Annotated in this window: 21 protein-coding genes; 8 read left to right on the forward strand and 13 right to left on the reverse strand. The window is 60.4% G+C overall.

The window, feature by feature from the left end; genetic code table 11:
• The first annotated feature begins 45 nt into the window (after nucleotides 1-45).
• On the forward strand, nucleotides 46-1,569 hold the full coding sequence (locus KHQ26_RS06580) for a PLP-dependent aminotransferase family protein (protein WP_004173997.1): 1,524 nt from the start codon (nucleotides 46-48) through the stop codon (nucleotides 1,567-1,569).
• Nucleotides 1,570-1,621: 52 nt separating this feature from the next.
• Here the strand turns inward: KHQ26_RS06580 and rpoH are convergent, their stop codons facing one another.
• The 4 genes from rpoH to ftsY form a co-directional block, all read right to left on the reverse strand.
• A complete protein-coding gene (gene rpoH / locus KHQ26_RS06585) occupies nucleotides 1,622-2,476 on the reverse strand; it encodes an RNA polymerase sigma factor RpoH (RefSeq protein WP_002920815.1) in 855 nt (284 codons plus the stop codon).
• A gap of 269 nt (nucleotides 2,477-2,745) precedes the next feature.
• Nucleotides 2,746-3,801, reverse strand: coding sequence for a permease-like cell division protein FtsX (ftsX, locus tag KHQ26_RS06590; RefSeq protein WP_004173994.1), 1,056 nt, complete (start codon nucleotides 3,799-3,801; stop codon nucleotides 2,746-2,748).
• Nucleotides 3,794-4,462: a cell division ATP-binding protein FtsE gene (gene ftsE / locus KHQ26_RS06595; protein WP_002920817.1), complete on the reverse strand. Its 669-nt coding sequence runs from the start codon at nucleotides 4,460-4,462 to the stop codon at nucleotides 3,794-3,796. Before ftsE ends, ftsX begins: the two co-directional genes overlap by 8 nt.
• Nucleotides 4,463-4,464: 2 nt before the next feature.
• Nucleotides 4,465-5,988, reverse strand: a complete 1,524-nt coding sequence (ftsY, locus tag KHQ26_RS06600) for a signal recognition particle-docking protein FtsY (RefSeq protein WP_004173992.1) — start codon at nucleotides 5,986-5,988, stop codon at nucleotides 4,465-4,467.
• A 182-nt stretch (nucleotides 5,989-6,170) separates the two neighbouring features.
• Between ftsY and rsmD the strand changes: the two genes are divergently transcribed.
• Nucleotides 6,171-6,767: a 16S rRNA (guanine(966)-N(2))-methyltransferase gene (gene rsmD / locus KHQ26_RS06605; RefSeq protein ID WP_002920820.1), complete on the forward strand. Its 597-nt coding sequence runs from the start codon at nucleotides 6,171-6,173 to the stop codon at nucleotides 6,765-6,767.
• Nucleotides 6,757-7,032 carry a DUF1145 family protein gene (locus KHQ26_RS06610; RefSeq protein WP_002920822.1) on the forward strand — a complete coding sequence of 92 codons (276 nt, stop codon included), beginning with the start codon at nucleotides 6,757-6,759 and terminating at the stop codon, nucleotides 7,030-7,032. The genes rsmD and KHQ26_RS06610 overlap by 11 nt, the downstream gene beginning before the upstream one ends.
• Nucleotides 7,033-7,045: 13 nt before the next feature.
• Here the strand turns inward: KHQ26_RS06610 and KHQ26_RS06615 are convergent, their stop codons facing one another.
• Nucleotides 7,046-7,396 (reverse strand): DUF2500 domain-containing protein, encoded by a 351-nt coding sequence (locus tag KHQ26_RS06615; RefSeq protein ID WP_004173989.1) that lies wholly within the window; start codon nucleotides 7,394-7,396, stop codon nucleotides 7,046-7,048.
• Between the two features lie 150 nt (nucleotides 7,397-7,546).
• Between KHQ26_RS06615 and KHQ26_RS06620 the strand changes: the two genes are divergently transcribed.
• Nucleotides 7,547-8,173 (forward strand): lysoplasmalogenase, encoded by a 627-nt coding sequence (locus tag KHQ26_RS06620; RefSeq protein WP_004173987.1) that lies wholly within the window; start codon nucleotides 7,547-7,549, stop codon nucleotides 8,171-8,173.
• Nucleotides 8,174-8,251: 78 nt separating this feature from the next.
• The gene (zntA, locus tag KHQ26_RS06625) at nucleotides 8,252-10,462 is read left to right on the forward strand and encodes a Zn(II)/Cd(II)/Pb(II) translocating P-type ATPase ZntA (protein ID WP_004173985.1); all 2,211 of its coding nucleotides are present in this window, start codon (nucleotides 8,252-8,254) and stop codon (nucleotides 10,460-10,462) included.
• Between the two features lie 103 nt (nucleotides 10,463-10,565).
• Here the strand turns inward: zntA and tusA are convergent, their stop codons facing one another.
• Nucleotides 10,566-10,811 carry a sulfurtransferase TusA gene (gene tusA / locus KHQ26_RS06630; RefSeq protein WP_004173983.1) on the reverse strand — a complete coding sequence of 82 codons (246 nt, stop codon included), beginning with the start codon at nucleotides 10,809-10,811 and terminating at the stop codon, nucleotides 10,566-10,568.
• Nucleotides 10,812-11,017: 206 nt separating this feature from the next.
• Here tusA and KHQ26_RS06635 point away from each other — a divergent pair, with 206 nt between their 5' ends.
• Together KHQ26_RS06635 and KHQ26_RS06640 are read left to right on the forward strand one after the other, a co-directional pair.
• Entirely contained in the window at nucleotides 11,018-11,683 is a 666-nt protein-coding gene (locus tag KHQ26_RS06635; RefSeq protein ID WP_002920860.1) for a 7-cyano-7-deazaguanine/7-aminomethyl-7-deazaguanine transporter, read from the forward strand.
• Between the two features lie 73 nt (nucleotides 11,684-11,756).
• Nucleotides 11,757-12,314 carry a DcrB family lipoprotein gene (locus tag KHQ26_RS06640; protein WP_002920861.1) on the forward strand — a complete coding sequence of 186 codons (558 nt, stop codon included), beginning with the start codon at nucleotides 11,757-11,759 and terminating at the stop codon, nucleotides 12,312-12,314.
• On the opposite strand, the gene KHQ26_RS06645 is transcribed toward KHQ26_RS06640, so the two are convergent.
• Complete coding sequence (locus KHQ26_RS06645; protein WP_004173981.1) at nucleotides 12,315-13,535, reverse strand: MFS transporter; 1,221 nt, start codon at nucleotides 13,533-13,535, stop codon at nucleotides 12,315-12,317.
• A gap of 133 nt (nucleotides 13,536-13,668) precedes the next feature.
• Here KHQ26_RS06645 and KHQ26_RS06650 point away from each other — a divergent pair, with 133 nt between their 5' ends.
• Nucleotides 13,669-14,718: an AI-2E family transporter gene (locus tag KHQ26_RS06650; RefSeq protein WP_004145147.1), complete on the forward strand. Its 1,050-nt coding sequence runs from the start codon at nucleotides 13,669-13,671 to the stop codon at nucleotides 14,716-14,718.
• Here the strand turns inward: KHQ26_RS06650 and arnF are convergent.
• The 6 genes from arnF to arnC are packed head-to-tail and all read right to left on the reverse strand — an operon-like array spanning nucleotide 14,715 to nucleotide 20,949.
• Nucleotides 14,715-15,095, reverse strand: a complete 381-nt coding sequence (gene arnF, locus KHQ26_RS06655; protein WP_002920863.1) for a 4-amino-4-deoxy-L-arabinose-phosphoundecaprenol flippase subunit ArnF — start codon at nucleotides 15,093-15,095, stop codon at nucleotides 14,715-14,717. The genes KHQ26_RS06650 and arnF overlap by 4 nt on opposite strands.
• On the reverse strand, nucleotides 15,095-15,433 hold the full coding sequence (gene arnE / locus KHQ26_RS06660) for a 4-amino-4-deoxy-L-arabinose-phosphoundecaprenol flippase subunit ArnE (protein ID WP_002920864.1): 339 nt from the start codon (nucleotides 15,431-15,433) through the stop codon (nucleotides 15,095-15,097). The genes arnF and arnE overlap by 1 nt, the downstream gene beginning before the upstream one ends.
• Nucleotides 15,430-17,085 carry a lipid IV(A) 4-amino-4-deoxy-L-arabinosyltransferase gene (arnT, locus tag KHQ26_RS06665; RefSeq protein ID WP_004173979.1) on the reverse strand — a complete coding sequence of 552 codons (1,656 nt, stop codon included), beginning with the start codon at nucleotides 17,083-17,085 and terminating at the stop codon, nucleotides 15,430-15,432. The genes arnE and arnT overlap by 4 nt, the downstream gene beginning before the upstream one ends.
• Nucleotides 17,085-17,987, reverse strand: a complete 903-nt coding sequence (gene arnD, locus KHQ26_RS06670; RefSeq protein ID WP_004173977.1) for a 4-deoxy-4-formamido-L-arabinose-phosphoundecaprenol deformylase — start codon at nucleotides 17,985-17,987, stop codon at nucleotides 17,085-17,087. Before arnD ends, arnT begins: the two co-directional genes overlap by 1 nt.
• On the reverse strand, nucleotides 17,984-19,969 hold the full coding sequence (arnA, locus tag KHQ26_RS06675) for a bifunctional UDP-4-amino-4-deoxy-L-arabinose formyltransferase/UDP-glucuronic acid oxidase ArnA (RefSeq protein ID WP_049125505.1): 1,986 nt from the start codon (nucleotides 19,967-19,969) through the stop codon (nucleotides 17,984-17,986). The genes arnD and arnA overlap by 4 nt, the downstream gene beginning before the upstream one ends.
• Nucleotides 19,966-20,949, reverse strand: a complete 984-nt coding sequence (arnC, locus tag KHQ26_RS06680; protein WP_002921035.1) for an undecaprenyl-phosphate 4-deoxy-4-formamido-L-arabinose transferase — start codon at nucleotides 20,947-20,949, stop codon at nucleotides 19,966-19,968. Before arnC ends, arnA begins: the two co-directional genes overlap by 4 nt.

The following is a 20,949-nucleotide window of genomic DNA, read 5'->3' on the forward strand; positions in this document are numbered from 1 at the left end:
TGGCCCTATAATCGAGTACCAATTTTGAATATCTGAGGGATCCAATTGCGTTCGCTGGTGGGTGACCTGGTGCTGGTCCGTCTGCAGGAAGAGCGGGATCCTCTTCTGCACAAACGCTTATATAACGCGCTGCGCCGCGCGATCCTCGACGGTTCGCTGGCGCCTCAAAGCCGTCTGCCGCCGTCGCGGGACCTGGCGGGCGAACTTGGCGTATCAAGAAACACCATATTAACAACTTATGAACAATTGCTGGCGGAAGGATATGTGGTTTCCCGTCGGGGAAGCGGAACATTCGTTGCCCAAACCGCCCCTGAGAGCTCATTGACGGCTAAAGGTCAGCAAGAAAACAGCAGTATCGCAGCACCTACGGCGCATCTTTCACGCCGAGGCCAACATCTGCTCGGCCAGGTCAGCGCCAGCCCGCGCCAGTGGGGAGCGTTTATACCCGGCGTGCCGGACGTTAACGCCTTTCCCCACCCGCTGTTCAGTAAGATCCAGGCCCGCATCAGCCGTCGGCCCAAACCGGAGCGGCTCAGCTATAGCTGCAACGGCGGCACCCCGGAACTGCAGCAGGCGCTGGTGGATTATCTGCGCGTGTCGCGCGGCGTCCACTGTCAGTCAGATCAAATTCTTATCACCGAGGGGATCCACCAGGCGATCGATCTGGTCACCCGCATGCTGTGTGATAACGGCGATCTGGCGTGGGTGGAGGAGCCTTCCTACTGGGGGATCCGCCACGTGCTGGCGATGAACGACGTTCGGGCAGAGCCCCTGACCGTCGATGCCAACGGCCTGTGCCCGCCGGAGACGGTTGACGATGCGCCGAGGCTGATCTTCGTTACGCCTTCCCACCAGTATCCGCTGGGCGCGGTGATGAGCCTTGAGCGCCGCCAGCGCCTGCTGGCACTCGCCCGTCAGCAGGGGAGCTGGATCGTCGAAGATGATTATGACAGCGAGTTTCGCTTTTCCGGTCAGCCGATCCCCGCCCTGCAGGGTCTGGTCGCCGACGCCCCGGTGGTCTATATCGGCACCTTCAGCAAGACGCTCTATCCCGGCCTGCGCCTGGGCTACGTGGTGATCCCGCGGCCGCTGGTCAGCGATCTGAAGCACGCCCATGCCGAGCTTTACCGCGGCGGCCATTCGCTGATCCAGATGGCGCTGGCGGAGTTTATTACCGCCGGCCACTATTCGGCCCATATCCGCCGTATGCGGCTGCTCTACAGCCGTCGCCGGGTCTTTTTAACTGAGCTTATCCAGCGGCACTGTATGCCGTACGCCCTGTCTGACTTCAGCGATAATGCCGGACTGCATTTGATCCTCAATTTGCCCGCAGAGGCTGACGATGTGGCGATCGCCAGAGAGGCCAATGCGCGGCACATTCTGGTGCGGCCGCTGTCGCGCTACTACCTGACGGCGGCGCGCAAGAAAGGATTACTGATGGGATTCGCCAGCCAGCCCGAAGAGCAGATGGCGTCGGCGTTCAGCGTCTTACTCGGCTGCCTGCAGACGCACTGCCCGCAGACGCTCCTGCTCCGGGAGGACGCAGAAAAACAAAACGCCCCAACCTGAGGCGGGGCGTTATCGGGGAGCCTGGTATCAGGTATCAGGCAGGCATGGCGTATCAGGCTTCGATAGCGGCACGCAGTTTTTTCATGGCGTTCTTTTCCAGCTGACGCACGCGCTCTGCGGAGACGCCGTAGCGGTCGGCCAGTTCCTGCAGCGTGGACTTGTTATCTTCGTCCAGCCAGCGGGCGCGGATGATGTCCTGGCTACGCTCGTCCAGGCCCTGCATCGCATCAGTCAGCTTATTCGCCGCCTGCTCTTCCCAGTTATCGTCTTCGATGCCGTCGGCAAAGTTAGACGTTTTGTCCTGCAGATACAGGACCGGCGCCATCGGCTGGCTGTCGGACTCATCGTCGGACGACATGTCGAAGGTCATGTCCTGGGCCGCCATACGGGATTCCATCTCGCGGACGTCTTTGCTCGACACGCCCAGCTCACGGGCCACCATTTCCACTTCATCCTGGTTGAACCAACCCAAACGCTGTTTGGTTTTACGCAGGTTAAAGAACAGCTTACGCTGTGCTTTGGTGGTAGCGACCTTCACAATACGCCAGTTGCGCAGCACGTATTCGTGAATTTCGGCTTTAATCCAGTGCACGGCGAAGGAGACCAGGCGCACACCCACTTCCGGGTTGAAGCGACGCACGGCTTTCATCAGGCCGATATTGCCTTCCTGGATCAGATCCGCCTGCGGCAGGCCATAGCCCGAGTAGTTACGGGCAATGTGAACAACAAAGCGCAGGTGAGACAGAATCAGCTTTTTCGCTGCTTCCAGATCGCCCTGGTAATGCAGCTTTTCAGCAAGCTCCCGCTCTTCATCAGCCGACAGCATCGGCCAAGTGTTAGCGGCCCGGATGTACGATTCCAGGTTACCAACGGGGGCTAAAGCTAAAGTTTGCATTTCTTTGGTCATTCAAATCCTCTCAATTGATATCTTCTGACGCGTTCTTGTCCCCATCAGGCAACAAGCATGCCAGCATTCATGAGCAACGAGAATATCACTCACATTAGTATCAGACAGTGATTTTATCCACAAGTTCCATGCAACGGTGTGAATAAATTACGCACAAAATGTGACACCACGATGAAAAAGTGAGGGCAGGAAAAGGGGAACAAGCTTGCGGTATCTTTCCCTGCGAACAGGAACTCATTGCAGCAGGGAAAGATTATATCACGCTTTTATTAATCGGGAGTAAAGTGACGTAAATGTTGCACTGTCGCCAGCCAGGCGGCTACCCACCCGATCATCGAGCAGACGATCAACATCAACAGACACTCGTCGAAGCCTAAGCCGCTCAGCTCAAACTGGGTGCCGAAGACTTTCGCCACTTCGGTCACCGCCGACGAGAGGCGCATTACCAGAATCTCCGACAGGATCAGCGATAAAAACGCGCCGGAAAAGCCCAGCATCGCTCCGCCGTAGAGGAACGGACGCAGGATAAAGCCGTCGGTGGCGCCGATAAGCTTCTGAACGTTAATGGTATCGCGGCGGGCGAAGATGCTCAGGCGCACGCTGTTGCCGATCACCAGGAACACCGCCGCCACCATCAGCACGCCGATCATCGCCGACACGCGTCCTACCAGCCCGGTGAGCGAGGAGAGACGGGCAAACCAGCTGTCGTCCATCCGCACTTCATCGACGCCCTGGATCCGCGTTACCCGATCGCGCAGGGTATTCAGCGCCTCGGTGCTCTGGAAATCCAGCTTCGGCACCACGATGGCGACCGCCGGCAGCGGGTTCTCCTCCAGCATATCCAGGGCGCCGCCAAAGCCAGACCAGTTACGGAATTCCCCCAGCGCCTCGTCACGGGACAAATAGTTTACCTTGTCGACGCCCTGCTCCGCCTGCAGCTGGCCCACCACCCGCGCCGCGGCATCGTCATCCAGCGTTTTCTCCAGATAAACGGTGATCTGCGGCGAGGGATAATACTGGGACGCCGCGCTGCTGACGTTTTTGTAGACCATGTAGCAGACGCTTGGCAGGGTCAACGAAATGGCGATGACCATTACCGTCAGGAAGGTCGCCAGCGGCGTGCTTTTTAGATCCTGCAGCGCGCCGTGCCAGGCATAGCGCACCTGCTCGTTGAATACGTTGCTCTTACGCGAGGCCGGGTTAGGCGCCGCTTTCGGCCGTTTTGGCGCATTGCGCCCGCCGCCGCCGCCGCCCGCGGCGTTGCGCAGGCGATCGAACTTGCTGCCGAACTGGCGAATCTGGTTCATTGCGTCGCGCTTATTCACCCCGAATGCCTCCATGCAGATGGCCGTCGCTAAGCGTCAGCACGCGGTACGGACGACTGGAGATAAGCCCCAGATCGTGCGTGGCCATCAGTACCGTCACCCCGACGCGGTTAAACTCTTCAAACAGACGTAAAATCCCCTCCGAGAGCGCCTCGTCGAGGTTGCCGGTCGGTTCATCCGCCAGCAGCACCGCCGGCTTGTTGACCACCGCGCGAGCGATTCCCACGCGCTGCTGCTCACCGCCGGAGAGCTGAATGGGAAAATTCTTCGCTTTGTCCAGCAGGCCAACCTTGTCCAGCGCCGCCGAGACGCGACGACGAATATCATCGCCGCTGGCGCCGGCGATAATCAGCGGGATCGCCACGTTGTCATACACGGTACGATCCATCAGCAAATGGTGGTCCTGGAAAATCATACCGATCTGGCGGCGCAGGAACGGCACCTCACGGCTCTTCAGACGGCTGATTTCATGACCGCTGAAGAAGATTTTCCCGGCGCTGGGCCGTTCGATACCACAGATAAGCTTCAGCAGGGTACTCTTCCCTGCGCCGGAATGGCCGGTCAGAAACGCCATCTCGCCCGGCTGCAGGTGGAAGGTCACCCCCTGCAGCGCTTGTCTCCCACCGAGATAGGCTTTGCTGACTTGTTCAAAGCGAATCATTCTTAATCCTCTCGGGCAAAAAGTGCCTCAATAAAGTCGCCCGCATTAAACGGACGCAGATCCTCAATACGCTCGCCGACGCCAATATAGCGAATCGGAATGCCGAACTGATCGGCCACCGAGAAGATCACGCCGCCTTTGGCGGTGCCGTCCAGCTTGGTCAGGGTGATCCCGGTCAATCCTACCGCTTCATGGAACAGTTTGGCCTGGCTAATAGCATTCTGCCCGGTGCTGGCGTCAATGGTTAACATCACCTCGTGCGGCGCGTCGACGTCCAGCTTTTTCATTACCCGGACAATCTTCTTCAGCTCTTCCATCAGGTGCGATTTATTCTGCAAACGCCCGGCGGTATCGGCAATCAGTACGTCAACATGGCGCGCCTTCGCCGCCTGAATGGCGTCGAAAATCACCGAGGCGGAGTCGGCGCCGGTGTGCTGGGCGATCACCGGGATATTATTACGCTGGCCCCAGACCTGCAGCTGTTCCACCGCCGCCGCACGGAAGGTATCCCCCGCCGCCAGCATCACCGACTTACCCTGCTGTTCAAACTGACGCGCCAGCTTGCCGATGGTAGTGGTTTTCCCCACCCCGTTCACGCCGACCATCAGAATAACAAATGGCGTTTTGCCTTCAACGTTCAGCGGCTCGTCTACTTTGGCGAGAATCTCGCCCATCTCTTCTTTCAGCAGGCCGTACAGCGCTTCCGCATCGCGCAGCTGCTTACGGCTGGCGCCTTCCGTCAGGTTGGTAATGATCTTGCGGGTGGTTTCCACCCCGACGTCGGCGATCAGCAGCTGTTCTTCCAGCTCTTCAAACAGATCATCGTCGATCTTCTTACCGCGGAACAGGCTGATAAATCCGGAACCGAGATTTTGCTTCGTTTTCAGCAGGCTACGCTTGAGGCGGGCGAAGAAGCCTTCTTTTGTCGGTTTTTCCTGCTCCTGAGCCAGCGCTTCAAGCGGCGCCTCGTCCTCGGGCGCCGGCACCACTACCGCCGCCTCTTCTGCCGCTTCGGCCGCCAGCGCCTGCGCTTCCAGCTCTTCATCGCTTAACGGCGCGTCCTCTTCGGGCGCTTCTGTCTCCTGCGGCTGGACAACGATGCCTTCCACAGGCTGCTCTGCTACGGCTTCCGCCACCACCGGTTCGGCGATAACCTCTTCCGCCAGCGGCTCAACCACCGCAGGCTGTTCAGGCGGTTCGCTGACCGCGGGCTCCGGTTCAACAACAGGCGTTTCTTCGGTCAGAGCAGGCGTTTCCACCCACTCTTCTTCCTGCGCGCTGGCAGGCTCCGCGAGGTGCGCTTTTTCGCTTTCGACCACCGTCTCGGTCACTTCGACGACGTCTTCGGCAAACGCCTCCGGGTCTGCTTTCGGCGCGCTCGGCTCAGCAGGGGTTTCAACCGCCGGTATCTCTTCGGCAACCGCTTGCTGTTCTTCTACTTTTTGCTCAGTCTCGGTTTCCTGTGCCTGTTCTTTCTGTCCAAAGCCCAGCCAGGAAAAGAAGCCACGTTTTTTCTCTTTTGCCATTTGCGACCACACTCCTCGCTGTTTATTCATGGCGCAGCTTCATCAGAAGCTGAAAAAATGATGAAATTAGTTGGATAGTCTATCACTTAACTTAACTCGCAGCACCGCCCCCGGATTAAGGTTTCGTCAACCGCCGTCGATCGCTAGAATAGCAGGCTGGAAGTTGAGACTTGAGCAGAGAGATGAAAAAACCAAACCACGCGGGCAGCGGTCAGATCCGCATCATCGGCGGGCAATGGCGCGGCCGTAAATTACCGGTGCCGGAGAGCCCGGGCCTGCGGCCGACCACCGACCGGGTTCGCGAAACCCTTTTTAACTGGCTGGCGCCGTCCATTGTTGACGCGCACTGCCTCGATTGCTTTGCCGGCAGCGGCGCGCTGGGGCTGGAAGCGCTGTCCCGCTATGCGGCCAGCACCACGCTGCTGGAGATGGAGCGCGGCGTAGCCCAGCAGCTGCAAAAAAATCTCGCCACCCTGAAAGCGGATCGCGGCAAGGTGATCACCACCAACACCCTCAGCTTCCTGAGCCAGCCGGGGACCCCGCACCAGATCGTGTTCGTCGACCCGCCGTTCCGTCAGGGGCTGCTGGAGGAGACGCTACGTCTGCTGGAGACACAAGGCTGGCTGGCCGATGAGGCCCTGGTGTACGTCGAAAGCGAAGTCGAAAACGGCTTACCGCCGGTGCCGGCTAACTGGCAATTGTATCGTGAAAAAGTGGCCGGACAGGTCGCCTACCGTCTTTACCAACGTGAGGCCCAAGGAGAGCACCATGCTGATTAATTTAGGCCGCCTGCTGATGCTGTGCGTCTGGGCCTTTCTGTTATTGAATCTGTTTCAGCCCTTCCCGAAGCCGCTGAATATCTTTGTCAACGTCGCGCTGATTTTCATGATCCTGATGCACGGTCTGCAGCTGACGCTGCTCAAGGCGACGCAGCCGAAAGAGGCGCCGCCGCTGAGCCGCTTTGAGCAAATCCGCATTTTTATTTTCGGCGTGTTTGAGCTCGTGGCCTGGCAGAAAAAACTGAAGGCGACGCTGAAAAAATAGTCCTGAAAAGGGCTCAGGGATCGGGCGTAAACGCCACGAACGCTGTGCCCTTATAACTCAACATCCCACGATCGCCGACGCTCAGCGCGTGATATTGCGGCGCGTCAAGGCGAAACACCACCTCCAGCCCACCGTTTTCGGGGCGAAAGCTCGCTTCATAGCGCATCTCACTGCCTGCAGGCGTCACCGTCTGCTGCCGCGAGCGCCGATCGTTAATCACTTTTTCCCGTTTATTGCTGACGATAACCCGCTTTTGTAGCAACGGCGCGGCGTCATTCGCCTGTTTCTCACGGCGCTGCTGGACATAGCGAAACGAAGCCGCCACCACAATCACCGCGACGACCAGAACAAAAAAGAGGGGCATTTTACTCATTAGGGTTACCCATAAAAAATATCAGGAATCAGCATACTGCGTCGGGAATAACATTGTCATCTGCTACGCCAAACCACTACACTGAGTAGTAGCATCACGCATCCGTAACTTTCTTTATGATAACAGATACAGGGACTTACTATGCTTTGGTCATTTATTGCTGTCTGTTTCTCCGCATGGCTTTATGTCGATGCATCCTATCGTGGGCCGGCATGGCGACGCTGGGTTTTTAAACCTGTCACCCTGATTCTGTTGCTGTTACTGGCCTGGCAGGCGCCGATGTTCAATGCCATCAGCTATCTGGTGCTGGCTGGCCTGTGCGCCTCGCTGCTCGGCGACGCCCTGACCCTGCTGCCGCGCCAGCGGGTGATGTACGCGGTGGGCGCTTTCTTCCTGTCACATCTGCTGTATACCATCTGGTTCGCCAGCCAGCTGACGCTGTCGTTCTTCTGGCCGCTGCCGCTGGTGCTGCTGGTATTCGGCGCCCTGCTAATGGCGGTGATCTGGAGTCGGCTGGAAGAGATGAAAATGCCGGTGCTGACCTTTATCGGAATGACGCTGGTAATGGTCTGGCTGGCCGGTGAGCTGTGGTTTGCCCGCCCCACCAACACCGCGCTGTCCGGTTTCGCCGGCGCAGCCCTGCTGCTGCTGAGCAATGCCGTGTGGCTGGTGAGCCACTATCGTCGCCGCTTCCGCGCCGATAACGCCATCGCCGCCGCATTCTACTTTGCCGGCCACTTCCTGATCGTGCGCGCGCTGTACCTGTAATTTAGTCCTTGACTCTGGAGTCGACTCCAGAGTGTATCCTACGGCTAATGAGAAAATTATCATTTCCCGGAGGGTGCCATGTCGACTCCAGACGCGCAGGATAAAAAAGTTCCACAATTCTCGTCTTTCACCATGCGGCCAGCAACCGCCCCGGCGGAGAGCTGCTGTACAGATCACGCCTGCGCCACAGAGTCCGCCCCTGCCGCCGAAGCGCTTAGCGACGCCCGCTACCGCTGGCAGGTAGATGGCATGGACTGCGCCGCCTGCGCCCGCAAGGTGGAAACCGCGGTCCGTCAGGTGCCCGGGGTCAGTCAGGTCCAGGTGCTGTTCGCCACAGAAAAGCTGCTGGTTAACGCCGAGGGCGATGTCCGCGCTCAGGTTGAGAACGCGGTCCGCCAGGCGGGGTATACGCTGCGCGATGCCGATGCTCCCGCAGCAGAGCAAACCCGAGGGTCGCTGCTGCGCGACAATCTGCCGTTACTGACGCTGGTTATCATGATGGCCTTGAGCTGGGGGCTGGAGCAGGCCAACCACCCTGCCGGTCAGTTGGCCTTTATTGCCACCACCCTGGTTGGCCTGTGGCCGGTTGCCCGCCAGGCGCTACGCCTGATCAAGAGCGGGAGCTGGTTCGCCATTGAAACGCTGATGAGCGTCGCCGCCATCGGGGCGCTGTTTATCGGCGCCACCGCGGAGGCGGCGATGGTCCTGCTGCTGTTCCTGATCGGCGAGCGTCTCGAAGGCTGGGCCGCCAGCCGCGCACGGCAGGGGGTGAGCGCGCTGATGGCGCTGAAGCCCGACACCGCCATCCGTCTGCGCAACGGCGTGCGGGAAACCGTCGCCCAGCGCGACCTGCGTCCCGGAGATGTGATTGAAGTGGCTGCCGGCGGGCGTCTGCCGGCGGATGGCCAGCTGCTGTCGCCGTTTGCCAGCTTTGATGAAAGCGCCCTGACCGGCGAGTCGGTGCCGGTGGAACGTCAGGCCGGGGAACGGGTAGCGGCGGGCGCCACCAGCGTCGACCGCCTGGTGCAGCTTACCGTGATATCCGAACCAGGCGACAGCGCCATCGACCGCATCCTGAAGCTGATTGAAGAGGCTGAGGAGCGTCGGGCGCCGATCGAGCGCTTCATCGACCGCTTCAGCCGGATCTACACCCCGGCCATTATGGTGGTGGCCTTGTTGGTCGCTATTGTCCCGCCGCTGTTCTTCGCCAGCGCCTGGCTGCCGTGGATTTATAAAGGGCTGACGCTGCTGCTGATCGGCTGTCCGTGCGCGCTGGTCATCTCCACGCCGGCGGCCATCACCTCCGGCCTGGCGGTCGCCGCTCGCCGCGGGGCGCTAATCAAAGGCGGCGCGGCGCTGGAGCAGCTGGGCCAGGTGCGCCAGGTGGCGTTCGATAAAACCGGCACCCTGACCGTCGGCCAGCCGCAGGTGACTTCGGTTATTGCCACGGCCGAAGTTGACGACAACGCGCTGCTGGCGCTGGCGGCGGCGGTGGAGCAAGGCTCCAGCCACCCGCTGGCGCAGGCTATCGTCCGTGAAGCGCAGCGGCGTCAGCTGAGCATTCCGCTTGCCAGCGGCCAGCGGGCGCTGGCGGGCTCTGGTATCGAAGCCGAAGTCAACGGCAGCCGCATCCTGATCTGCGCCGCCAGCAAAGCCGCCCCGGCAGAGCATGAGGCGCAGATCCAGCAGCTGGAAAGCGCCGGGCAAACGGTAGTGCTGGTGATGCGCGGCGAGACGCTGCTCGGCATTCTGGCGCTGCGCGATACCCTGCGCGACGACGCGCGTCAGGCGGTGGATGCTTTGCATCAGTTGGGCGTTCAGGGGGTGATCCTTACCGGGGATAACCCGCGCGCAGCGGCGGCCATCGCCAGCGAACTGGGGCTGGAATTCCGCGCCGGTCTGCTACCGGCGGACAAGGTCAACGCGGTGATAGCGCTGAATGCCGACGCGCCGCTGGCGATGGTCGGGGACGGTATCAACGACGCGCCGGCGATGAAAGCGGCCACCATCGGCATCGCCATGGGCAGCGGAACCGACGTGGCGCTGGAGACGGCCGACGCCGCGCTGACCCATAACCGTCTGACCGGCCTGGCGCAGATGATTTCCCTGGCGCGCGCCACCCACGCCAATATCCGCCAGAACATCGCGATTGCCTTAGGGCTGAAGGGGATTTTCCTCGTCACCACCCTGCTCGGCCTGACCGGTCTGTGGCTGGCGGTGCTGGCGGATACCGGCGCCACCGTGCTGGTAACGGCTAACGCGCTGCGGTTATTGCGTAAGAAGTTGTAGCATCGATACCGGCTTCCCTGCTCGCGCTACGCTTAGCAGGGCTACGGTTCCAGACCGTCGGGTAGCCCGGATAAGGCGCTACGCGCCGCCATCCGGGAGAGGCTCAGTGGCTTTTGCGGATCAGGTAGCGGTACGGCAGGGCTTCGGTTTCCTGGGCCACCAGCTCATGCTCCATAAAGCGGCAGAATCCCGGGATATCGCGGGTGGTGGCCGGATCGTCAGCAATAATCAGCAGCGTCTCGCCCACCAGCATCGTCCGCACGGTTTTACGCACCATCATGACCGGCTCCGGGCAGCGGAGTCCCAGGGCATCCAGGGTGTGGTCAGGAGTGGAGAAAAGTTCGCTCATTTTAGTCTCACGTCAACAAAACGGCCTTAGTTTACCCCCTGCTCGCCAGTACGCAAGCCAGGTTAACGTTTGCGCGAAAAACAACCATTGCATTACGCCGGCAACGCAGTATCATGCAGCCGTTTTTAATTGGGTTCCCTCACCCCAACGTTCCGCTGCCGATTGCTCATTTACCTGAAGCATGACGGGCATAAAAAGGTCACAATATGAATCCGTTTACTACCGTACAGCGCAAAAAAGCGCTCGTCTGGCTTTCGCTATTTCATTTGCTGGTCATCACCTCCAGCAACTATCTGGTTCAGCTGCCGATCTCCATTTTTGGTTTCCATACCACCTGGGGCGCGTTTAGTTTTCCTTTTATTTTCCTCGCCACCGACCTGACGGTGCGGATTTTTGGCGCCCCGCTGGCGCGACGCATCATTTTCGCGGTGATGGTCCCGGCGCTGGCCATCTCTTACGGCATCTCCGCGCTGTTCTACATGGGCGAATGGCAGGGCTTTGCCGCTCTGGGCACCTTTAATCTCTTCGTCGCGCGCATCGCCGTCGCCAGCTTTATGGCCTATGCGCTGGGGCAGATCCTCGACGTTCACGTCTTTAACCGCCTGCGGCAGAGCCGCCGCTGGTGGTTGGCCCCTACCGCCTCGACGCTGTTCGGCAACATCAGCGATACCGTGGCGTTTTTCTTTATCGCTTTCTGGCGCAGCCCGGACCCGTTTATGGCCGCCCACTGGGGGGAAATCGCCCTCGTCGACTACAGCTTTAAAGTGCTTATCAGCATCATTTTCTTCCTGCCGATGTACGGCGTGCTGTTAAATATGCTGTTGAAAAGACTGGCGGATAAATCTGATTTGTCGGCATTACAGCCGAGTTAAAGGTACTCGCGGGCTGATGTGTTAAGATAGCCGGATGAGCCATTAGTGGCCGTTTATCGAAAGGAAGATGTCAATGCGCAATTTGGTTAAATATGTCGGTATTGGCCTGCTGGTGATGGGGCTTGCCGCCTGCGATAACAGCGATTCAAAAGCGCCAACCGTTGGCGCAGCAGCGGAGAGCAATGCCAGCGGCCAGGCAATCAGCCTGCTGGATGGCAAGCTGAGCTTCACCCTGCCTGCGGGCATGGCCGACCAGAGCGGCAAACTGGGTACCCAGGCGAACAATATGCACGTCTACTCTGACGCTACCGGCCAGAAAGCGGTCATCGTCATCGTCGGCGACAGCACCAATGAAGATCTGGCGGTGCTGGCGAAACGCCTGGAAGATCAGCAGCGCAGCCGCGACCCGCAGCTGCAGGTGGTAAGCAATAAACCGCTGGAGATTAAAGGCCATACCCTGCAGCAGCTGGACAGCATCATCTCCGCCAAGGGGCAGACCGCCTGGTCTTCCGTGATCCTCGGCAAAGTGGATGACAAGCTGCTGACCCTGCAGGTCACCCTGCCGGCGGATAACCAGCAGCAGGCGCAGACCGAAGCGGAAAGCATCATCAACACCCTCACCATCCAGTAATTACTGGCCTGGTGCGCTGGCCTCCGGTTCGCTAACCGGGGGCCGTTTTTTTAGCCGCCAGCCCAACAGCAGCGCCGCCATCACCAGCCCCGCCGCGGCGAGATAAATCATCGAGATCCCGGTCCAGGCCATCAGCAATCCGGCCAGCGGCCCGCTGACGCCCAACGACAAATCCATAAACACGGTATAGGTCGCCAGCGCCGACCCCTGATTGTGCTGCGGCACCGCTTTCACCGCCACCACCCCCAGCGCCGGAAAGACCAGCGAAAAGCCAGCCCCGGTAAGGAAAGTACCGATTTTCGCCATCATCGGCGTATCGGCAAAGCCGACCAGCAGCAGGCCGATCGCCTCCACGCTAAAGCAGAGCATCGCCACGTTCAGCCCGCCGAGTCGGTTAATGGCGTTGGGAAACAGCAGCCGCGCGCCAACGAACGCGCAGCTGAATAATGTCAGCGCGAAAGCCGCGCCGTCCCAACCTTTGGCGTCATAAAATAGCGTGATAAAGGTGGCGATCACCCCAAAGCCGGCGGAGGCCAACGCCAGCGCCATGCCGTAGGGCCAGACCCGGCCGAGCACCGCGCGAAACGACATCGCTTTGCCTTTGGCAGCCTTCACCGCCGCGCGGGGCAGCGCGCAGAGGATAGCCACCAGCGCTACCGCCATAATGACCCCGGCCAGACCGCTGAGGCCAATGTGCGAATAGCACAGCACGCCGAGCGGCGCGCCCATCGCCATCGCCCCATAGGTCACAATCCCGTTCCACGAGATCACCCGCCCGATATGCAGCGAACCGACCACGCCGACGCCCCACAGCGTCGAGCCTGTGCCGGCGAAGCTCTGGCCGATACCAAGGATCACCCGTCCGAGGCATAACAGCAGCAGGCTAATCAGTGGCCAGCCGCTGCCCCAGGCGGCCAGCAGATAGCTCAAACCGCTCAAAAAGCAGCCGCCGAGGCCGAAGACGACAATCTTTTTGGGCCCCAGCAGGTCGGCATAGCGCCCGGCATGCGGGCGGCTGAGCAGCGTGGCGAAATATTGCAGGCTAATCACCAGCCCGGCCCAGAAAGCGCTAAAGCCCATGACATCATGCACATAGCCGGGCAGCACCGCCAGCGGCAGGCCGATGGTGAGGTAGCTGGCAAAGTTAAAGATAACGACAGAGACAATCCGCAGATTGAGGCGCAGTCCATTAAGCGCCGGTTCGGCGACGGGTTCGGGCATCAGGTTCCACCAGATTTCGACAACCAGCTTTCACTATTACCACGCTGTCGGCGGAAAAGCAGCCCTCCTTTCGGAATATTGGCAGTCGGCGAACCGCTACACTTATCTGGCGCGACTCATAAAAGGAATACCTATGTCCCCTCCGCAGGCTGATAAAGCCGGGCTTCATATTTTACTTAAGCTGGCGGCGCTGGTGATTATCCTCGCCGGGATCCACGCCGCCGCCGATATCCTGGTGCAGCTGCTGCTGGCGCTGTTTTTCGCTATTGTTCTCAACCCGCTGGTCACCTGGTTCATTCGCCGCGGGGTGCGGCGTCCGTTCGCCATTACCCTGGTGGTGACGGCGATGCTGGTGATGCTCACCGCGCTGCTCGGCGTGCTGGCGGCGTCGCTCAATGACTTTGTCGCCATGCTGCCCGATTTCAACCGCGCCCTGACGCGCAAGATCCTCCAGCTCCAGGAGTATCTCCCCTTCCTTAATCTGCATATCAATCCGGAGCGGATGCTGCGGCGCATGGATTCAGAACGGCTGATGACCTGGGCCACGACGCTGATGACCCAGCTTTCCGGGGCGATGGCCAGCATCGTGCTGCTGGTGATGACGGTGATCTTTATGCTGTTTGAGGTTCGCCACCTGCCCTACAAACTGCGTTTTGCCCTCAATAACCCGCGCCTGCATATCGCCGGATTGCACCGGGCGCTGAAAGGCGTCACCCATTATCTGGCGCTGAAGACGCTGATTAGCCTGTGGACCGGGCTGATTGTCTGGCTGGGGCTGCTGGCGATGGGGGTACAGTTCGCCCTGATGTGGGGGGTGCTGGCGTTTTTGCTGAACTATGTGCCGAACATTGGCTCCGCCATCTCCGCTATCCCCCCCATGCTGCAGGCGCTGCTGTTCAGCGGCATCTATGAGTGCCTGTTGGTAGGGGCGCTGTTTCTGGTGGTGCATATGGTGCTGGGCAACATGGTGGAGCCGCGCATGATGGGCCACCGGCTGGGGATGTCGACCCTGGTGGTGTTCCTGTCGTTGTTGGTCTGGGGCTGGCTGCTGGGGCCGGTGGGAATGCTGCTCTCGGTGCCGTTAACCAGCGTCTGTAAAATCTGGATGGAAACCACCGTCGGAGGCAGCAAGCTGGCGATCCTGCTCGGCCCGGGCCGTCCCAAAAGCCGGCTCCCCGGCTAGCGGCGTTTCACCGGCCAGAAGATGGTCAATACGCCGGCGACGATGATCGCCACGCCCAGCAGCGATTGCCAGTAGAACGGCTCATGCCAGCCGGGCAGCCAGATGGCGGCGGCCCACACGAGGATATAGCTCAGGCTCAGTAGCGCATACGCTTTCGACAGCGGCAGGCGATGGAGGGCAAAGTACCAGCAGACCATCGACAGCAGGTAGCCCAGCAGGCCGAAAAACAGGCCGAAAGTCCCGGGCTGGAAATGCAGCAGATGCTGGAGAAATGCCACAATATCGGTCAGCGGCGGCAAGGCCACCATGGCGCTGCGCAGCAGCAACTGCGCGGCGCTGACGAGGCCGACGCTGAGTAATGCCCAGAAAAAGCCCATCAGACGCTGGTCCCCAGAATGACAATGCCCACGACGATCAACCCGACGCCAAGCCAGTGGCGACGGGCGACCGGCTCATGCCAGATGCCCCAGCCCGCGAGGGTAACCCAGACGAAATTCAGACTCAGCATCGGATAGGCGATGCTGACCGGAATAGACTGCAGGACGCTCAGCCACAGCAGCATGCCGCAGCCCAGACATAACAGCGCCATCCCCAACCAGAAGAGTATATGACGACTCCGCCGTCCGCGACGGGACGGGCGGGTCGCCTGTTTCTGGCAGAGCTGTCCGGCGCAGCTCAGCAGGCTGGCGCACACCAGACAGATCCAGACGCTCATTGCGGCAGGTACTGAAGGAAAACGACCCGGCCCAGCTCGTAGGCGTTATCCGGTTTCGGTAACGGTAAGTCGAGCATACTCTCTCCTTTATCCATCAACAGCACCAGCGAGACCGGCCCCTGCTGACGATGCGCGGCCAGCCAGTCGGCAAAACCGGCCTGGCTGACAAAGCTTCCCTGAGCATCCGGCCAGTCGAGACCGTACTTCAGCTCACCCTGTTTGTCGAACATAATAATATCGCTTCGCTTCAGCTCCCAGGCCAGGCCGCCGGCGATCCCAACGTTGTTGGTCAGGACGTAACGGCTGGGCTGCAGGGATTCGCTGACGATCTCCACAAGGAACTGCGGCTGTTTGCTGTCGATAACCCGGTCCGGGATGGCGAAGCCCACCAGCAGCGCCAGGCCGAGCGGACAGAGCGCGGCGAGGCTCCAGCGGCGGCCAGAGTCTTTCATCGCCAGCCAGCCCATCAGCGCCCAGACGGCAAAAGCGATCGCCGCCAGCAGACATTTATACAGCTCAATCTTGGTCCACACCGGCTTATGCATGAAGCCCCACGGCGAGACCACCAGCACGGCGATAAGCCCCAGCAAACCAACGCCCAGGTTGATCATACCGTTGATGCGCAACGCTTTCGCGCCGGTCTTTGCGGCCTCCAGCGCGTAGCGGGCCATCAGGATCGACAGCGGCGCAAAGCACGGCAGAATATAGGTCGGCAGTTTGCCTTTGGCGATACTGAAGAACAGGAACGGCATCGCCACCCAACCTAACAGATACAGCGCGCCGCGGGCCTCATCGCGCTCAAGCCAGCCGCGCTTTAGCGCCCCCGGCAGCAGGGCCAGCCACGGCAGACTGCCGGCGATCAGGAACGGGATGTAGTACCAGAACGGCGCTTTGTGCTGGGCGTCTTTTTCAGCAAAACGCTGAATATGCTCGACCCAGAAGAAGTAGCGCCAGAAGTCCGGCTCGCGCTGAGCGATAGCCAGCCCCCAGGGCAGCACCACCAGCGTACAGACGATTACCGCCAGCCAGCCGTAGGTCAGCACTTCACGCCAGCGTTTACGGGCGATCACCCACGGCAGAACGCCCACCACCGGCACCGCCAGCGCCAGGAAGCCTTTGGTCATCACCCCCATCCCGCAGGCGACGCCCAGCAGCACGTAGCTCAGTATTTTGCCGCTGCGGCTGTGCGCCTGCGCCGCGCCCCAGAAGCTGCACATCGCCAGCGCCAGCCACAGGGTGATCATCGGGTCCAGCACCGCATAGGTGCCAATCGCATACACCAGCATCGCGGTGAGGAAGATAATCGGCGACAGGATAGCTACCCGCTTATCACGAAAGATCCGCCACGCCAGCCAGGCCACCAGCAGGGCGGTCATGGTGATAGCGAAGACCGACCCGAAGCGTACGCCGAAGTTATTATGGCCAAACAGCCACTGACCAATACTGTTGATCCAGTAACCGGCAATCGGTTTTTCGAAGTAGCGCAGGCCGAGAAAATGCGGTACCACCCAGTCGCCGGTGGCCAGCATTTCACGGCTGATCTCCGCGTAGCGGGTTTCGTCGGGTTGCCAGAGCAAACGGAAATTGAGCGGCAGCAGATAATACAGCGCAAACAGCGCAATCAGAGAGACGCCATAGCGAATGCTTTTCATCAAACACCCGAAGTCAGTAATTGTTCACGTCCGAGCCAGCCTTCCCGGCCAGCCAGTTCACCACGAACCACTTTGCCTGAGGGCAGCTCGCTAAAGTCAGCGGGCAGCAGCTGGCTCAGTGGGCAAAACTGAATTTCTTCTTCCGCCGCCATGGTCAGTAGTTCATTGAACTGATCGGCGTAGGCAATGCCTTCCACTTCAGCGTGAATGGTATAGACCGGCACGCCCGCATCGCGATGGATGCAGTCCAGCAGGTAGCGGTTAAAGCCGGCGATATCCACCGCCGTGCCCACCGCCTCGTCCCAGGTCGGCAACGTGACCGGGATCTGCACGGTACCAGAGACGCCGCTGCCGAGCTGGGGCAGAAACGGCCGCGTGCCGCGACAGTCGCTGTTGTAGAGAAAATCGAAGGATTCTTTGGCTTTAACCACCCGCTGATCGGCGCGCCAGCCGGCGACGGCCGAGCAGGTCACCGGCCGGCCGATGATGCGCTCGAGCTCCAGCAGGCCGCGCTCAACCTCCAGCGCCAGCCGTTCCTGCGGCCAGACGCCGCTCCACGCCTGCCAGCTGTAGTGGTCCCAGGCGTGCAGGCCGACTTCATGAGATTCGGCGGCGGCGCGGATCACCGCTTCGTTCCCTGCGCCGATGCGGCGCCCCGGCCAGGCGGTGCCGGCCAGCAGAATATCCCAGCCGTACAGCGAGGCGGCTCTGGAACGCAGCATCTTCCACAGAAACTTCGGTTTTACCAGGCGCCACAGGTGGCGCCCCATATTGTCCGGCCCGACGCTGAAGAAGAAGCTTGCCTGGATCCCATGCCGGCCCAGCAGCTCCAGCAGCCGCGGAACGCCGTCCCGCGTGCCGCGAAAGGTATCGACATCTATGCGTAAGCCGACCTGTTTCATGGATTTTTATCGTCCACCAGTTCAACCGTGCGCAGGAAGAAGTCCAGCGTGTGTTCGACCGTTTCTTCCATCTCCACCTTCGGCTCCCAGTTCAGGCAGCGTTTGGCGTTGCGGATGCTCGGCTTACGATGCTCAACGTCCTGGTAGCCCTTTCCGTAGTAATCGCTGCTTTCCACTTCACGGAAGCCGGCGAACGGCGGGAAGCGATCGCGCAGCGGATGACGTTCGAAGCAGGCGAGCAGCATTTCGGCCAGCTCTTTGATACTCGCTTCGTTATCCGGGTTGCCGATGTTAATGATCTGCCCGTCGCAGCGGCCGTCTTTGTTCTCGATGATGCGGAACAGCGCTTCGATACCGTCGCTGATGTCGGTGAAGCAGCGCTTCTGCTTGCCGCCTTCGATAAGCTTGATCGGCGACCCTTCCACCAGGTTGAGGATCAGCTGAGTGATGGCGCGGGAGCTACCGATACGCGCGGCGTTGAGGTTATCCAGACGCGGCCCCATCCAGTTGAACGGACGGAACAGGGTGAACTTGAGGCCATTCTTATCGCCATAGGCCCAGATCACGCGATCCAGCAGCTGCTTGGAGACCGAGTAGATCCAGCGCTGTTTGTTGATCGGCCCCACCACCAGGTTGGAGCTATCTTCGTCGAAATTTTTGTCGGTGCACATGCCGTACACTTCCGAGGTCGACGGGAAGATAATGCGCTTATTGTATTTCACGCAGTCGCGGATGATTTTCAGGTTCTCTTCGAAATCCAGCTCGAACACGCGCAGCGGGTTGCGGGTGTATTCGATAGGCGTGGCGATGGCCACCAGCGGCAGCACCACGTCGCATTTCTTAATGTGATACTCGATCCACTCGGAGTGAATGCTGATATCGCCTTCCACAAAGTGGAAACGCGGACAGTCGAGAAAACGGCTGATGGCGTCGGAGCCGATATCCAGACCGTAAATCTCATAGTTGTCGTCCTGCAGCAGGCGCTCGGTCAGGTGGTTACCGATAAAGCCGTTGACGCCGAGGATCAGCACCCGGGTGCGACGCTTAATCGCCACCACCGGTTTGCTGCTGATCACCGCCCCGGACACCAGGCCCAGCGCCTGCGCCAGCTGAGCGCCCTGCATGTACACGCCGCGTTCGGTCTGGCCGGTGACAATCTCCAGCGCCCCGTCCTGGCACGCGACGATCAGCGGCGCAATGGAGAGCACGGTGCCCGGTTTAGCTGCTGGCAAATCGTGGCGAACGCGGGATTTCCAGACGATAAACTTGTTCGATCCGGCGTAGCCGAAGGCGCCCGGCCACGGATCCGAGACCGCACGCACCAGATTGTGCAGGGTCTGCGCCGGCAGCTCCCAGTCCAGCCGGCCATCTTCCGGGGTACGACGCCCCACATAGGTTGCCTGGCTGTGATCCTGCGGACGCTCATCGGTGGTGCCGGCGAGGATCGCCGGCAGCGCCCGGCTCAGCAGCTCAGTGGCGGCGGCGCACAGCTTACGATGCAGCGTCAGGGCGGCGTCATCCGCGCCAATCGCCACGGCCTGCTGGGCGACGATATCGCCAGCGTCTGCGCGGTTCACCATCCGGTGCAGGGTGACGCCGGTTTCGCTTTCGCCATTGACCAGCACCCAGTTCAGCGGCGCGCGGCCGCGATATTTTGGCAGCAGCGAACCGTGCAGGTTGAACGCCCCTTTCGGCGCCAGATTGAGGATCTCATCGCCCAGCAGGTTGCGATAGTAGAAGGAGAACAGCACGTCCGGCTTCATCTCGCGGATACGCTCAATCCACAGCGGATGGTTCACGTCTTCCGGCGCCCACACCGGAATGCCCTGCTCGGCGGCAAGGCGCGCCACGGAGCCAAAGAAATGGTTTTCGCCAGGGTTATCCGGGTGGGTGAAAATAGCAGCGATATCATACCCGGCGTCCAGCAGAGCCTGGATACCGGTGCAGCCCATATCGTGATAAGCGAAGACTACGGCTTTCATGAACGATCTTCCTCTTTAGATGCCGTTTCCGGCTGGCGAACAACACGTTGAATAAAGTAGCGGGGGCGGGCGCGCACGTCGTTATAGATGCGGCCGATATACTCCCCGAGCAGGCCCATACCGACAAACTGGGCGCCGATGAACATGAACAGCACGGCGAAGAGCATAAACACCCCTTCCGCCGCCCACTGCGGGCCAAAGGCCAGACGCAGCACCACCAGCAGCAGGCCGAAGGCGAAGCCCAGCAGGGCAATCACGCTGCCGAAAATGCTGAGCAGACGCAGCGGCGTGGTGGTCAGACAGGTCACCAGGTCGTACATCAGGTTGATCAGGCGCATGAAGCTGTATTTGGAGTCGCCGAATTCGCGCTCGGCGTGCATCACCGGGATCTCCACCGCGCGCCGGGCGAAGGTATTCGCCAGGATCGGGATAAAGGTGCTGCGCTCATGGCAGTTGAGCATGGCGTCGATGATATGGCGGCGGTAAGCGCGCAGCATGCAGCCGTAGTCGCCCATCGCTTTGCCGGTGGTGCGCTGGATCAGGCGGTTGATCATCTTCGACGCGGTTTTACGGAAGATGCTGTCCTGACGGTTCTGGCGGACGGTGCCCACCACGTCGTAACCTTCATCAGCCTTCGCCACCAGCCGCGGGATCTCCTCCGGCGGGTTTTGCAGGTCGGCGTCGAGGGTAATAATCAGATCGCCGGTTACATGGCTGAAGCCGGCCATGATCGCCGAGTGCTGGCCGTAGTTACGGTTTAACAGCACGGCGACGACGTGGCTGCCTTCCGCCTCGGCGGCTTCGGTGAGCATGCGCGCGGAATCGTCGCTGCTGCCATCGTCGATCAACAGAATTTCATATTGCCGCCCCAGGGTGGCGCAGGCGGCATCCGTACGACGAAGCAGTTCCGGCAGGCTATCCTGTTCGTTATAAACCGGGATAACCACCGAGACCTTCTTCACGGGAGGGTAAGTAAGCAT

The organism is Klebsiella sp. 10 (assembly GCF_018223925.1).
GTDB classification, from domain to species: domain Bacteria; phylum Pseudomonadota; class Gammaproteobacteria; order Enterobacterales; family Enterobacteriaceae; genus Klebsiella; species Klebsiella pneumoniae.

Coding starts and splice junctions, on each gene's coding strand:
- rpoH (WP_002920815.1), bottom strand. CDS start 2,476: ATGACCAAAGAAATGCAAACTTTAGCTTTAGCCCCCGTTGGTAACCTG.
- ftsE (WP_002920817.1), bottom strand. CDS start 4,462: ATGATTCGCTTTGAACAAGTCAGCAAAGCCTATCTCGGTGGGAGACAA.
- ftsY (WP_004173992.1), bottom strand. CDS start 5,988: ATGGCAAAAGAGAAAAAACGTGGCTTCTTTTCCTGGCTGGGCTTTGGA.
- rsmD (WP_002920820.1), top strand. CDS start 6,171: ATGAAAAAACCAAACCACGCGGGCAGCGGTCAGATCCGCATCATCGGC.
- KHQ26_RS06610 (WP_002920822.1), top strand. CDS start 6,757: ATGCTGATTAATTTAGGCCGCCTGCTGATGCTGTGCGTCTGGGCCTTT.
- KHQ26_RS06615 (WP_004173989.1), bottom strand. CDS start 7,396: ATGCCCCTCTTTTTTGTTCTGGTCGTCGCGGTGATTGTGGTGGCGGCT.
- KHQ26_RS06620 (WP_004173987.1), top strand. CDS start 7,547: ATGCTTTGGTCATTTATTGCTGTCTGTTTCTCCGCATGGCTTTATGTC.
- zntA (WP_004173985.1), top strand. CDS start 8,252: ATGTCGACTCCAGACGCGCAGGATAAAAAAGTTCCACAATTCTCGTCT.
- tusA (WP_004173983.1), bottom strand. CDS start 10,811: ATGAGCGAACTTTTCTCCACTCCTGACCACACCCTGGATGCCCTGGGA.
- KHQ26_RS06635 (WP_002920860.1), top strand. CDS start 11,018: ATGAATCCGTTTACTACCGTACAGCGCAAAAAAGCGCTCGTCTGGCTT.
- KHQ26_RS06640 (WP_002920861.1), top strand. CDS start 11,757: ATGCGCAATTTGGTTAAATATGTCGGTATTGGCCTGCTGGTGATGGGG.
- KHQ26_RS06645 (WP_004173981.1), bottom strand. CDS start 13,535: ATGCCCGAACCCGTCGCCGAACCGGCGCTTAATGGACTGCGCCTCAAT.
- KHQ26_RS06650 (WP_004145147.1), top strand. CDS start 13,669: ATGTCCCCTCCGCAGGCTGATAAAGCCGGGCTTCATATTTTACTTAAG.
- arnF (WP_002920863.1), bottom strand. CDS start 15,095: ATGGGCTTTTTCTGGGCATTACTCAGCGTCGGCCTCGTCAGCGCCGCG.
- arnE (WP_002920864.1), bottom strand. CDS start 15,433: ATGAGCGTCTGGATCTGTCTGGTGTGCGCCAGCCTGCTGAGCTGCGCC.
- arnT (WP_004173979.1), bottom strand. CDS start 17,085: ATGAAAAGCATTCGCTATGGCGTCTCTCTGATTGCGCTGTTTGCGCTG.
- arnD (WP_004173977.1), bottom strand. CDS start 17,987: ATGAAACAGGTCGGCTTACGCATAGATGTCGATACCTTTCGCGGCACG.
- arnA (WP_049125505.1), bottom strand. CDS start 19,969: ATGAAAGCCGTAGTCTTCGCTTATCACGATATGGGCTGCACCGGTATC.
- arnC (WP_002921035.1), bottom strand. CDS start 20,949: ATGCTTACTTACCCTCCCGTGAAGAAGGTCTCGGTGGTTATCCCGGTT.